This is a genomic window from Roseateles sp. GW835-FHT13E02 (genome assembly GCF_058794035.1).
In genome coordinates, this window is the sequence record NZ_JBXAGJ010000019.1 from 55,497 (window position 1) to 69,356 (window position 13,860).

The 13,860-nt window shown below is 66.0% G+C and carries 9 protein-coding genes; 2 read left to right on the top strand and 7 right to left on the bottom strand.

Annotated elements, in window-relative coordinates:
* Nucleotides 1–9 precede the first annotated feature (9 nt).
* From AC1Q6P_RS17970 to AC1Q6P_RS17995, 6 genes are all read right to left on the bottom strand, one after another.
* Nucleotides 10–585 (bottom strand): PEP-CTERM sorting domain-containing protein, encoded by a 576-nt coding sequence (locus AC1Q6P_RS17970; RefSeq protein WP_171826911.1) that lies wholly within the window; start codon nt 583–585, stop codon nt 10–12.
* 267 nt (nt 586–852) lie between these two features.
* Nucleotides 853–1,329: a VOC family protein gene (locus AC1Q6P_RS17975; RefSeq protein ID WP_102766390.1), complete on the bottom strand. Its 477-nt coding sequence runs from the start codon at nt 1,327–1,329 to the stop codon at nt 853–855.
* A gap of 114 nt (nt 1,330–1,443) precedes the next feature.
* Entirely contained in the window at nt 1,444–2,631 is a 1,188-nt protein-coding gene (locus AC1Q6P_RS17980) for a toxic anion resistance protein (RefSeq protein WP_102766389.1), read from the bottom strand.
* Nucleotides 2,628–3,302: a hypothetical protein gene (locus AC1Q6P_RS17985; RefSeq protein WP_492665340.1), complete on the bottom strand. Its 675-nt coding sequence runs from the start codon at nt 3,300–3,302 to the stop codon at nt 2,628–2,630. The genes AC1Q6P_RS17980 and AC1Q6P_RS17985 overlap by 4 nt, the downstream gene beginning before the upstream one ends.
* Before the next feature lie 29 nt (nt 3,303–3,331).
* On the bottom strand, nt 3,332–5,002 hold the full coding sequence (locus AC1Q6P_RS17990; RefSeq protein ID WP_492665372.1) for a vWA domain-containing protein: 1,671 nt from the start codon (nt 5,000–5,002) through the stop codon (nt 3,332–3,334).
* Between the two features lie 14 nt (nt 5,003–5,016).
* Nucleotides 5,017–6,162 (bottom strand): hypothetical protein, encoded by a 1,146-nt coding sequence (locus tag AC1Q6P_RS17995; protein WP_492665341.1) that lies wholly within the window; start codon nt 6,160–6,162, stop codon nt 5,017–5,019.
* A gap of 111 nt (nt 6,163–6,273) precedes the next feature.
* Here AC1Q6P_RS17995 and AC1Q6P_RS18000 point away from each other — a divergent pair, with 111 nt between their 5' ends.
* Nucleotides 6,274–6,918 carry a hypothetical protein gene (locus AC1Q6P_RS18000; RefSeq protein WP_492665342.1) on the top strand — a complete coding sequence of 215 codons (645 nt, stop codon included), beginning with the start codon at nt 6,274–6,276 and terminating at the stop codon, nt 6,916–6,918.
* A 447-nt stretch (nt 6,919–7,365) separates the two neighbouring features.
* Nucleotides 7,366–9,558: a pre-peptidase C-terminal domain-containing protein gene (locus tag AC1Q6P_RS18005; protein ID WP_492665343.1), complete on the top strand. Its 2,193-nt coding sequence runs from the start codon at nt 7,366–7,368 to the stop codon at nt 9,556–9,558.
* A 184-nt stretch (nt 9,559–9,742) separates the two neighbouring features.
* Here AC1Q6P_RS18005 and AC1Q6P_RS18010 read toward each other — a convergent pair whose 3' ends face one another.
* The gene (locus AC1Q6P_RS18010; protein ID WP_492665344.1) at nt 9,743–13,726 is read right to left on the bottom strand and encodes a Kelch repeat-containing protein; all 3,984 of its coding nucleotides are present in this window, start codon (nt 13,724–13,726) and stop codon (nt 9,743–9,745) included.
* Nucleotides 13,727–13,860 lie beyond the last annotated feature (134 nt).

Below are 13,860 nucleotides of genomic sequence, written 5' to 3' on the forward strand. Positions count from 1 at the left end.
GGGCCGGACTCAGTCGGCACGACGGCTGCGTCGCGCAGCCGCTGCCACAGCAAACAAGCCCAAGGCCATCAGGCCGTAGGTGGCGGGCTCGGGTACCGGGGTGGTGATGACGCTGCCGGGGCCGCTGACATTCAGGCTGTAGGCGCCGAACTCACTGGGGTCGAAACCGGTGGTGATGAAGAAGTAGTTGGTGCCGGCCGTCAGATTGACGTTGAAGCCCGACAAACCAATGCTGGGCCGGTCGTCATTGCCGACCACCCCGTTGACCAAGGGAGTGGCCGGATTGAAGGCGTCCTTGTAGATGAAGGTGAAGTTATCCCAGCTGGCCGTCGCCGTGTTCAAAAAGTCGTAGGCACCGGTCACCGAGACCGTGAAGGGCAGCACCTCGTACTTGACGCCGGTGCCGGCCGAGGACAGGCCGGAGAAGCTGGCGAAAGGCCGGTTCCAGATGGCGCCATTGCTGGTGTCGCCGGTGAACACTTCGGCCTGCGCGCCGGCGGCGGCACAGATCAGGGCGGCAGCTACGGCCAGGCGATGGAGCGGAGCTGCGGCGCGGCGCGAGTCGGAGCAGGTGCGGGTGAACATGGTGATACGGTCCCTTGCAGTCTTGCTGTTGTGGTCGGTCGCGCCATGAAGACAAACCAGATCGGGCGCGCCGGAATGAACACATCTCAAGCCCAGACGGCAAGGCGTCGAAAGCGCCGTACCAGCTGAACTTGCGATTTCATGCTATGCCCGGAAGACCAGAGGCTGGGAGGGCGGATGCCCGCAGCGCCGACGCGCCACGTCACGTGAAGCAGCTTCTGGGAAACCCTGAGGGTTGCGGACCAAGGCGGCCCAAAGCGATGCCGATCAAATGCCGAGGTAGGCGCGCCGCAGCCCCTCGAACTCCAGCTTGACCATGCCGAACATGGCGTGCATCACGCGGGCGGCCACGACGGGATCGGGGTCGCGCAGCCAGTCCGGCAAGGGTCGGGGCACGATCTGCCAGCTCAGGCCCCAGGGGTCGGTGATCCAGCCGCACTGCAGGGTCTTGCCACCGGCGTCCAGCAGGCGGCCCCAGATGCGATCGAGCTCGGCCTGGTCCTCGCAATCGACCGACAGCGAAACGGCCGGGCTCAGCGTGTACTGAGGCCCGCCATTGAGCAGTTGCAAGCTCATGCCGCCGAGCTCCAGGCGCGCCATCAAGAGGCTGCCGGGCGTGCCGGGGCCGGTCTCGCCCCAGTGCATCACATCGACGACGCGGCTGCCGGGAATCAGATCGAGGTAGAAGGCCATGGCCTCCTCGGCGCGGCCGTCGAACCACAGGCAGGTGGAGATCTGGGACATGGTCGGCTCCTTGGGACTGGGAAGGTCCTGGCGATCGATTGAAAAAACTCTCGAACGGGGGTTGCGCCGGCGCCTGGCCCCTCGCACGAGGTCAGCGGGCCAGGCAAGCCCTCGTCATTGACCGCCCGCCGCCTCCCGCGCGCGCTGCTGGCGCACCCGGTCGACATAGGTTTCGGCGCGGGCCAGCTCGGTCTTCAGGATGGCATTGTTCTGACCCATCACATCGATGGCCTTGGCGCGGAAGTTGTCCATCGCATCCATGGCCTGGAAGGTCTGGTTGAACATCTCTTTCATCTTGTCAATGCCCAGCATGGGGTTCTGCGCGAACTGGGTGGTCTGCTCGACATGCTGATTGAGCGCGCGGCCGGTCTCGCTGATGAGGTTGCCGATGGTGGCGTTGACGCCCTGCAGCATCTCCATCACCTGAATCTGGTTGCCGGTGGCGCGCGCCACGGTCTGGGCCACGGCCAGGGCGCTCATGCCGGTGGTGGCCACACGGGTGCAGCCATTGATCATTTCGCGGCCGGTCTTCTTCAGCACATCGAGCGCCAGATAACCGTTCACGCAGACGGCTTGCTGGGTCTGGATGTCCTGCAGGTTCTGGCGAGCGTAGAACAGCACCTCCTGGCGCAAAGCCTGGGCCCGCTGGGGATCGCTGAGCTCCAGGGCTTGCACCTTGTCGGCCAGCTGGCTGTCCAGGGCGCCGGCAAAGCGCGCGGCAGCGGCGAGCTTTTGCATCGCGTCCCAGAGCTTGGCGCGGGTGGCCTCGATGTCGATCACATCTTTTTGCATGTCATCGCGGGCGGCGTAGAGCTGGCCCATCGAGGTCTTGAGCTGCTCGGCCGCGCTCTGGTACTTGCGGAAGTAAGCCTCCAGCTTGTTGCCGAAGGGGATGATGCCCAGCAGCTTGCGCGGCTGCAGCAGGTCGCCATCAGCGCCGGGGTTGAGCTCGTCGAGCTGGGCGCGGATCTCGGCAATCGCCTTGTAGGCCGGCGTGTCCTCGATGCCGGCGAAATTGCGGTTCATGAAGCGGCCCTGCATCAGCGAGGACGCATTGGAGATCTCTTCCTTGCCCAGGGCGAAGGCGCTGTCCAGGCGCTGTTTGAAGGCTTCGCTGTGCAGGTCTTCGCGGGCCAGGGCGTCGATGAACTGCAGCACTTGGGCATCGACCTGCTGGGCCAGCTCGGGCTTGAGCGGCACGGCCTCGCGCGTGGCCTCGGCGGCCACCGGGTGGATGACCTCGGGCGGCTGCAGCTGGAAGGCGGGCGTGGCCGTGCTGGTCGGGGCGGACGGAGAGTTCATGGCTTGCGCTCCTCGGGGGCGGTGTTGAGTGCCGGGGCGTCCAGGCCTTGCGGGCCGAACTTCTGGCTCAGGAATTTGGAATGGACGAGAAAGGCGTGGGCATCCTGCGCCGCCAGATCGTCGCCCAGCTGCAGCACCTTGGCCTCCAGCTCAGCCAGGGTGTCGGCGAAGGTGGCTTCGGCGGTCTTGCCGTTGTCCAGGATCTTGCGGCTGGCAAATGCCGCCGGAATGGACAGGTAGGTGTTGAGCGCCTCGGGCAGGTAGCGGATGGCGATGTGGCGCGCGTGAAAACTGTCCTGCAGGGAGAGATTGCCCTTGCTGCGCTCCCATTGCTGCAGCAGGCCATCGAGCGCCGTGCACAGGGCCAGCACGCGGCCCTGCAGGGCCGGCGGAATACGCTGCTCGGGGTTGTACTCGGTCAGGCGGCGCACACCCTCGAGCGCGCGCTCCATGGCCTCGCGGGCATCGCCCTCGTCGCTGAACTGCAAGGCCTCCCAGGCCGGCTCGCGGCGGGACGGAAAGCCCCACCAAAGCCCGCCGATGACAAAGCCAGCGCCATAGCCCAGAGCCGCCACACCGAGGCCCCAGCCAGCCCCCAGCAGGCCCACGGCCTTGAGCAGCAGAACCCCGCTGGCCAGGCCCAGGCCGCACCAGTTGGCCGGTGAGGCCACGAGCCGAAACACTGCCGCCGCCAGCCCCATCACTGATACGCCCGGATGTCCTTGAACACGCTGTACAGCGGCGTGCGGCGGGCATCAAAGACGCGACCGCCGGTGGTCTTGACCAGCGCCTTCAACTCGGCCTCGTTGGCCTCGCCAAAGACGACGACAAACACCGGAATCGCGCGCACGTCCTCGGGCAGGGCCTGGTAGTCGCGCTCGAACTGCGCCAGCGAGCGGCCCTTGTTGACCTCACCATCGGTGAAAGCCACGACCGAGTACTGGTAGCCGGGGTGCTGGTTGCGCTGCTCCAGCATCTGAGCCAGGGCCAGGTAGACCGCATCGTAGAGCGCGGTGCCGCCTTTCATGCGCAGCTCGTCGGCGGTCTGGCGCACCTGGGCCAGCACCTGCTGCTTGGCCTCGCTGTCGGCCTGCTCGGCCACGCCGCGGCCTCCCTTGCCGACGGCCGGCAGCTCGAAGGGCTGCAGCTCACCGGGCCGATCCGAGAAGGGCAGCAGCCAGAGCCGCTCGCGGTTGCTGAGGCGGGCGATGCGGCCGGTCAGCGAGGCATCGGCACCGGCGATGTAATGCAGGGCCTCGACCAGTTGCTGGCGCCGGCCGCCACCGGCCATGCTGCCGCTGGTGTCGAGCACAAAGGTCGAGGCAATCGGCGTGCGGAACTCATTGAGGTAGGCGGCGATCAGGCCATCGGCCAGCGCCCGGTCGGGCGAGAAAGGCAGCTCGACCTGCAGGCCCTGGCGCGGCAGCACATCGGCCACGCGCTCGTTCAGCTCGGGTTTGATCGGGCGGCGCAGGGTCTGGCGCGCCAGCCAGAGCTGGGCCGGCTCGCTCTTCAGATATTCGGCCACCTTGAGGTAGTCGGCCCGCTTGGCCTCGTTGAGCAGCATGAAGGGGTAGTCGGCCGTGCTGACGCCCTCATGCGGGTAGATCAGGGTCAGCTTTTCGCGCAGCTTGCCCGAGGCATTGAGGCTGAGCAGCCAGCTCTCGTAATTGATGAAGGCATTGACCTTGGGGCCTTGCTGCAGGATGAACTGCTCGGAGAGATAACTCGAGTTGTCACCGGGCAGCTTGTAGCCCTTGAGAAAATCGGCGATGGCGCCGCGGTCGACATCGGCGGCGCTGAGGGCTTCGGACTTCTGGCTGGCGGCGGCCACCACGCCCATCAAGGCCATGAAGCCCTGGTTGGAGGTGGCGGGGTTGGAAAGCGCGTACTTCAGCTGGCCGGCCTTGGCGGCGTTGGCGATGTCTTTCCAGGTCAGCTTGAGATCGGGCCGGTCCCAGCCCTGTTTACGCGCATCGGACTCGCTGACGCCGATAGCGATCGGCGAGAGCATGATTTTTTCCTGCAGCTTGACCCGGCCCTGGCCCTGCGGGCTGGACAGCAGATACTTGGCATTGGCGAACCAGGCGGCATCGCTCTTGGCCTCGCCGCTGAGCACGGCCTCGGTGCTCTCCATGGTGCCGCCGAACTTGAGCTTCAGGCGCACGCCGGTGGCCTTGCGCACCATCTCCTGCAGCGGTTCCACATCCTTGAGGTCGCTGGTGGCCAACACGGTGAAGTCTTCCGCTGCGGACTCCAGCTTGGGTGCGTCGGCAGCCGGCGCGGCCGGCTCGGCCTTGCGTCCGCAGCCGGCCGTGGCCAGCAAGAGCGCGCTCAGGGACGCCAGGCCCAGCCCTCGAATCCAAGGCATTGTGTTCACGCGGATCATTGCGCCATCTCCTGGGCCACCACCTCGATCATCTCGGCCATCAATTCAAAAGACGGCGGGTCCACCACCTGGGTCAGCCGCGGCTCCACGCCCAGGCCCGTGGCCTGCACGGTCTTGACGAAGCGGGCCGTGTCGGCGATGCGGAAACCGTACTCGACCGCAATGCCCTGCAGCTCTGCATCGTTGGCCAGCAGCTCGCCCAGGGCCTTGGCCCGCTCGTTCAGCGAGACGAACACCACCTTGTTGACGATGGTGGGCTGCGGGTAGAGCAGCACCATGTCGGCGCTGACGCCCTTCTTGGCCAGGGCATGGCTGACCAGCTGGTTCTCGTAGATGAAGGCCAGCGGCGTCTTGCCCATGCCGATGGCCACGTAATCGTCGAAGTTGCCGTTGACGTAGTTTTCCTGGTAGCCCTGGCGCTTGAACAACTCGGCGAGCTTGAGGGCGGTGGCGCGGGCGGTCGGCCGGTCGGTCACCACATCGCCGTTCAGGGCCTGGCTGGTCAGGGCCAGGTACATGGCGCCCGAGTTGCTGCGGCGAAGATCCGTGGTGGAAACCAGCACGCTGCGGCTGACTTCGTAGGCACCGGCGTCCTTGAGCTCCTTCCATTTCTTCTTGGCCAGCATGAGCTGGGTCAGCGCCGCCATGTCCAGGCCATAGACCTTGGGCGAGAGCGGCTTGGCCAGGCCGTTGGCCACCAGGATGCGCGCCACCGGCTCCCAGGAGGCCACCACCATGGGCGTGTGAAAGGGCGCGAGCTGGGCCACGGGCAGCTGCGCCTTGCGGGCCGCATCGACCACCTGGTTGGCGGCCACCACACCGGAGGGGAAGAAGAAATCCGGCGCGCCGCTACGGCCGGCGCCGTCGAGCTTGGCCGCCATGTCTCGGCTGCCAACCCGGGACACGCTGACTGGCAGGCGCGCGGCAGCCAGGCGTTGGACCACGCGCGGGTCTTTGAAGAAGGTCTCCACATCCAAGGCGATCAAGCCCTTGAGCGGCAGCACGGCAGCCTGCTCGGCCGCTTCCAGCTGCGCCTGAGCCTCCTGCTTCTGCCCCCGCAGCGCCAGGAACAGGCTGCCACCAAAGGCCGCAGCCACCGCCACCGTGATCAATGCGCGCTTGCTCTTCGAGATCGCAGCCACAGGTCTCCCTCGCTGATTGGATTGCGCGCAAATATAGACGCAAAGCGGGGCGACAGACCGCCGTCATGGCGGCGGTGCAGCCCGCGCGACACGCTCACCGACAATCGCACCATGCGCAAGCGCCAAGATGCCCACCTTCTTGAAGCCCCCCACGCAGCCACCCGACCTGCGCCCACGCGCCTGTGGCGCGGCCTGGCGCTGATGCTGGCCGGGGGCGGGCTCTTGGCTCTGTCGAGCTGGGTGTTCGGCCCCGAGGGGCTGAAGGTGGAGCAGGTGGCCAAGACCTGGCGGCTGGAGATCGAGGTGGAGCGCCGCACCCTGGAAACCGGCAGCGGCTGGTGTGACGAGCTGCCCGAGGGCGCCCAGTTGCTGAGCCGCCGCCTGCTCGACAGCGACCCCAGCGGCCAACGCAGCGGTGCCCTGGAGCATTGCCACTACCGCGCCCTGCAATGGCGCACCTCGTACCTGGCGCTGCGCCAAGGCCAGGCGCCCGAGGCACCGCAATGGCCCCGGCCCGATCTGCGCCCCGGCGACCCCGAACGCCAGGGTCTAGGCGAAGAACGCTTGGGCAAGCGGCAAAGCTTTTACGAGCTGCAGCTGCGTGCCAGTGACGGGCGGCAGTGGAGCTGCCGGCAAAGCCTGGAAGACTGGCAGGCCCGACCCGAGAAAGCCCGCTACCGCGTTCAGGTGGATCGTTACGGCGTGGCCAACTGCGCCAGCCTGCCGCCCCTGAGGCTGCCGGCGCGCGGCCGCTGAAGCCGGACACCCCAGCCCAGCAACTGCCTCATTTCGCGGCAGGACAAGTTTCTCCCTTTGGCATCAAGCACTTGCCGGGCTCGCCCGCAGCTTGCCCACGGACTTGTCCACAGCGCTCGGGGACAAGCTCCGCCGAGGGCTAGGGCCGGCCGTTTGCGGGGGCTGCATCCACATTGCTCGATTTCGCAGCAGGGCAAGAAAAACTCAATCGGATCAGTCACTTGCAGCCACCGCCCGCAGCTTGCCCACGCACTTGTCCACAGAGGCTGGGGACAGTGCAGCGGGCCCAGCCCTGTCAGAACTTACACATGTCGCCGCACGGGCTTGTGTCCATCATGCGCGGGCCGGTGTCGAGCGGTCCCGGCGCCGCTGCAGGCGCGATCCATCCACCCATCCGTCCTGCGGCTTCACTTCACGCGACATGTTTGTCGAGAAAGAGCCTCTTCCATGCGACACCTATCCAGCTTGAGCCTTTCAGGGCTCGCCCTTGCTGCCAGTCTGAGCAGCCTTCTGCCCGTGACGGTGCAGGCCGAGACAGGCCGGACCGACGCGGTCAAGACGAACCCTGCGGCCCTTCCGGGCACCTTCGCTGCCCGGCCACTGACCGTGGCGCGCAGCTGGCCCAGCGAGCAGCGCCTGGACGCCGAAGCAAGCGAGGCCTCAGCCTCAGCCGCTCAGACAGCCCGCGAGCGCCGCATCGAGCGGCAGTTCCACAAGGCTGGCGCCGATTTCATCAAGCTGCACTTCGCCGATTTCCGCCTGCCCAAGGGCGCCTATGTGCTGGTGAGTTCGGCCGATGGCCAGGAACTTCATCGTTATGAGGCCGAACCTGCGCGCGCCGACAACCGCACCTTCGATCGCAGCCTCGGTGAAGACGGATTGCGGCAGTTTGCCGCAATGTCGGTGTTCGGCGAGCGCGCCCGCCTGACCCTGGTGCTGCCAGCCGGCGTGCGCTGGGGGCCCGACCATGCCTTGCACATCGACCGTTTCCATGCCGGGCAGTTCGACGCTGACGAGGCCGCTGGACGCGGCCCTGGCTCGGGCCCGGCCCCACTGTCCGTGTGTGGCGGCGACGAACGCCGCGATCCGGTCTGCCTGGCTGCCAGCCACGCCGGTGCCGTGGATCGCAGCCGCCCGGTGGCACGGCTCCTGATGGCCGGCAGCGGCCTGTGCACCGGCTGGCGGGTCGGCGCCGACAACCGCATGTTCACCAACAACCACTGCCTGTCGACCCAGAACACCCTGAGCAATACCGAAGTCTGGTTCAACTACGAGAGAACCAGCTGCGGCGGCAGCACCCTGGCCGCCGTGACCAAGGTCACCGGTCAGACCCTGCTCAAGACCGACGCCACCCTGGACTACTCGCTGTTCACCATCAACGATTTCGCCAAAGTGGCCAGCTTCGGCTACCTCGGTCTGGATCCGCGGGCTGCGGTCAAGGGTGAGCCCATCTTCATTGCCCAGCACGGGGGCGGCAAGCCCAAGCAGCTCGCCGTCACCAGCGACCAAAACGGCGGTGCGGCCTGCCAGATCGACAATGCCTCGGTGGCGGGCAATGCCTCGGGTACCGATGTCGCCTATTACTGCGACACCGAGGGCGGATCCTCGGGCTCACCGGTGATTGCAGCCGGCAGCCGCAAGGTGCTGGCCCTGCACCACTTCGGCGGTTGCACCAACCAAGGCGTGCAGATCAGCAAGATCTGGCCCCAGGTGGCCACCCACTTCAACAACCAGGTGCCAGGTGGAGACGATGGCGGCAATGGCAGCAATCGGCCACCCGTGGCCGAGTTCAGCAGCAGCTGCAACGGCCTGGTTTGCAGTTTCAACGGCAGCGCCTCCAGCGACAGCGATGGCCGCATCACCCGCTACGACTGGCAGTTCGGTGACGGCCGCACCGCCAGCGGCGCCCAGGTCAGCAACAGCTATCTGCAGGCGGGGCGTTACAGCGCCACCCTGAGCGTCACCGACGATCGCGGCGCCAGCGGCAGCAAGAGCCAGGACTTGGTACTGTCCAACAACACGCCGCTGGAGTTGCAGTCTGGCGTGCCGGTCAACAACCTGGGCGCGGCCAAGGATCAAACCCTGAGCTACTTCATCAAGACCACACAGCCCGGCACCCAGGTTCTGGTCGGCATCAGCGGCGGCGCGGGCAACAGCGGCAATGCCGACCTCTATGTGCGCGCCGGCGCCGAACCGACCAGCACGCAGTACGACTGCCGCCCGGCCCTGAGCGGCAACACCGAGAACTGCACGCTGCTGCTGGCCGCCCCGGGCACGGCCTACATCAAGCTGGTGGCCAGCAATGCCTTCACCGGCGTGAACCTGCTGGCCAGCCTGCAGGTCGGCAACAGCGGCTATCCCAAGACCGGCCTGGCCGCCACCAAGGGCAACTGGCTGCGCTATGTCTACACGGTGCCGGCCGGCCGCAGCAGTGTCACCTTCAGCACCAGTGGCGGCAGCGGCGATGCCGACCTCTACCTGCGCCGCGCCGAAGCCCCGGACACCAGCAACTACCAATGTCGCTCGAACGGCAGCACCAACAAGGAAACCTGCACGTTGACCGTCAACGCCGGTGAAACCATCCACATCGGCCTGCGCGCCTACAGCAGCTTCTCTGGGCTGACGCTGGATCTCAAGTGAGCCCAGGGGCAAGGCCAGGCAAGTCTTGCCCTCCCTCAAACGCTACCCCTTGCTGCATCAAGAAAAAAGGCCCGACTCCTGAAGGAGCCGGGCCTTTTCTTTCAAGCTTTCTCACTCACGAGTTCGCCGCCAGAGCGGATGCGTCGCTCGCGGACCCCAGGGTGCAAACCCCGGGGCGCCATCCTCACTGGGCGCGGGTGGTCGCCTTGAAGGGGACCTGGAAGCCGCCGATATTGAGCGTGGCGGTCGCGGTGGTCAGCGGCTGATTGCTGCTGCGCACACGGACGCGGATCGATTGACCCTTGGTGATGGTGCCAGGCACGCTGGTAAATGCCGCGCCTGCAATGCTGTACTCACCGTTCTCCACACTGACCGGGGCTGCCGTGTTGATGCCCCAGATGCCGGCCGACGACGAAGACACCCAGGTGTCCAGGGCGACGTTGGTCGCCTCGGTGAAGGCAAAGGCATCAGGAACCGCGTCTTCCGCCACGGTGGTGACGTCAAAGTTGCCGCTGACACCACCGATGGTGACCACAGCCCGCTTGGTGGACACGAAGGCACTGCTGCTGATGACGCGGACACGGATGCCCTGACCATTCAACACCGTACCCGGTGCACTGGTGAAGGCAGCACCGCTGATGCTGTACTCACCGCCTTCGATGGAGATCGGAGTGGGCGCATTGATGCCGTTGACCGTGCGGGTCGACGAGGTCACAGCCGTGTTGACCAGCACACCCGAGATCGGGTCGAAGGAGAACGGCGTCGGGACGCGATCGGCCACGGCCGTGGTGACATCGAAGCGGGTGCTGTAAGAGCCCACGGTCAATGTCACGCTCTGGCTGGTCTGATACTCAGGACCGGTGGTCAGGCGAACCCGAACCGACTGCCCCTTGGTGATGCTGCCGGCCACCGAGGTGAAGGCACCGCCCGCAATGCTGTACTCACCGCCGACAACGCTGATCGGCGTTGCCGTGTTGATGCCCGCCACAACCTTGCTTTCTGACACCACCACCGTGTTGGGCAATGCGGACACATTGGCCAGGAACGTGAAAGCCAGTGGCTCGGTGTCGGGAGCCGCTGTCACGGCCGTGAAGCTGCCACTCACACCACCCACATTCAGGCTCACCGTGCTGGCGGTGGAATGCTGGCTGCTGCTGGTGACGCGCACACGCACCGATTGCGCGTTGTTGACCATACCGGGCGCGCTGGTGAAAGCAGCGCCATTGATGCTGTACTCACCGCCCGTCACGCTGATCGGCGTGGGCGCGTTGATGCCCGTGACGACGACCACCGGCGAGGTGATCCAGATGCCCAGGTCGACATTGCTGAGGCCAGCGAAGCTGAAGGCCGCCGGGGTGGTGTCGACACCCGAGGTGGTCACCGCAAAACCTGCGGTAACGCCGCCGATGTTCAACACCGTGGTGTTGGTCGCGCCATAGCTGGAACTGCTCAGCTGACGCACACGCACGGTCTGACCCGACAAGACCGTCCCAGCCGCGCTGGTGAAGGCGCCGCCATTGATGTTGTATTCACCGCCGGTCACGCTGATCGGCGTCGGGCCGTTGATGCCGCGAATCATGACACCGGCCGAGGCCGTCTGGGTCGACAGGGCCGCGCCCGTGACTGCGGGGAAGGCAAAAGCGTCGGGCGTGGTGTCCAGATTGGCCGTCGTGACATTGAACACGGCGTTGACCGTACCGACGGTCAAGGTGGCACGGGTCGTCTCACCATACGCAGCAGCGCTGTTGACTCGCACGCGCAAGGTCTGACCCTTGGCCACGGTGCCTGGCGCCGAGGTGTACGGGGCACCGGCAATGCTGTACTCACCGCCCACGATGCTGATCGGCGTGGCGGTGTTCACACCCCAAATGCCAATGCTGTTCGAGATGATCTGCGTGTTCAGCGCAGCGCTTGGCACCGGAACGAAGGCGAAGGCATCAGGGGTGATGTCTTCGGCCATGGTGGTGACGTTGAAGGGCACGCTGAGCGAACCCACCGTCACAACAGCCGTCTTGGTGCTGCCGAAACTCGCGCTGGATTGCAAACGCAGGCGCACACCCTGACCGTTGGTCACGGTGCCGGCTGCGCTGGTGAAGGCGCCGCCGCTGATGCTGTACTCACCGCCCACCACCGAGATCGGCGTCGGGCCGGTGACGGTGATGGTGGCCGTGCCCGAAGACACGAGGGTGTTCAGGGCTGCGTTCGACTCGGGGTTGAAGACGAAAGGCTTGACATCGCCGCTGGCGGCCACGGTGGTGGTGTTGAAGCTGGCCGAGAAGCCGCCCACCACCACGGTGACGCCGCGGGTGGTCGAGTTGGTGTTGGCGCTCATCACACGCACGCGCAGCACCTGACCGGCCAGCACCGTGCCAGGGGCGCTGGTGAAGGCACCACCGTCCAGGCTGTACTCACCGCCGGTGACCTGGATCGGGGCTGCAGCATCGATGCCGGCGATGGTCGCCGGAGCCGACACCACCCAGCTGTTCAGGGCCACATTGGTGGCGCTGGCAAAGCTGAATGCGTCGGGGGTGACGTCCTTGTCCGTCACCACGACATTGATGGACTTCTGCGCGCTTTCGCCGCGGTCATCGGTCACGGTCAGCAGCACGGTGTAAGTGCCGGCTGCGGCATAGCGGTGGCTGGCCGTGGCGCCTTCGGCGCCGCTGCCATCACCGAAGTTCCAGAGGTAGGACACGATAGAGCCGTCGATGTCGCGGCTGGTCGAGGCGTCGAATGCGAAGGTGGTGTTCAGCGAACCCGTGGCCGGCGACACGCTGAATGCAGCCTGGGGCGCCTGATTGACCGTGCTGTCCGAATCCGCCAGGCTCAGATGCCAGACGCTGCCTTGAATGCTCTGGCCCGGCTCGCGGCCACCGTAGAGCACGGACACCTTGGCGATCGGGTCATAGGCCATCATGGCGAGATAACGCGCCGGCGGCGACACAGCTGGGGTCACTTCGGTCCAGGTGTTCTTGGCAAAGTCGTAAATCCAGGTGTCAGCCAACAGCTCTGCCGTCGTCGGCACGGTCGCGTAGAAGTCGCGCACCGAGGTACCGCCGTGCATCACCACCACCCCATGCTCCTTGTCGAAGGACATCTGGTGGCCCATGCGAGCCGGCGGGCTCACGGGGGTGATCATCTGCGTCCAGGTGTTGGTCGACAGTTTGTAGGCCCAGGTGTCGCCCAAGGGGCCCTTGCCACCCGGGCAGCGGGTGTCGGAACCGTCGCAACGGCCGCCGTACAGAATGAAGACATCGTTGACCGAGTCGTAGACCATGCCCGAACTGATTTCATTGCGCTTGTACGGGCCGACTTCTGCATTCGGCTTCTTCAGCGCCCAGGTCTTGGTGCGGGCATCCAGCACCCAGGTTTCATTCAGCGACACGCCGTTGATGGAGCCGCCGAACATGACGATGGCCTTGTCGGCCGTCGAGTAGGCCGCCGCCGGCGTGTTCGAGCCATAGCCCACATGGGGCGTCGGGCCGGTGTATCCGTAGTGGGCCAGCTGCAGCGCCGCCCATTGGCGGGTGACGGGCGAGTAGTACCACGAACCGCCGTCGGTCCACACCTTGATCTGGTAGGTCGAGCCCGGAGCCAGGCCGTAGACCGGGCTGGCCAAGGTCAGGGTCTTGGTGATCGAGTCGTAGGACTGGACATAGGCCTTGCCGTAGCCGGTGGCGACGGTCCAGTCTTTGAAGTGGTCCGAGGTCACATCGCTGGGCAGCGAGGAGTCCACCACGGTGGTCGTGTTGGTCCCGGCCTGAGCGGTGCGCATCGTGGCACGGGTGCCGGTGCACTTGTAGCCACCGCCGGAGAGCGACCAATACAGGTGGTTGTAGTCGTCGTAAATCGTGACCTGGGTGTCTCGACCGTCCGGGCCGGAGAAACCGAAGGTACCCGGGCAGTGATCCGCGGGGTTCTCGATGGCGGTCCACTGGTCGGCGACGGTGTCGTACTGCCAGATGTCGGCCACAAAGCCCGAAGCACTGCCTCCGAACAGCATCAGCTTGCCATTCAGGGAGTCAAAGTCCATGGAGGTCCAGGCGCGCGGGCCCGGGCTGGTGGCCGAGCGGAAGGGCTCCAGCGGCGCTTTTTTGGTCCAGGTGGCCACCAAATTGCCGGCCCAACTGCCGCCTGCGGCAAGTCCGAGCGCCAGAAGCGTGATCACGGATCTGGTTCGCTTGTCGTTGTACATATGCTGTCCCATGAAGCTTTGAAAAAGGGCAAAGCCCGGCACGCCGGGCAACTTTGGAAGCGTACGTCATCCACCATTTCTTGAACGCCCCCTTAGTCAGGGGGAAC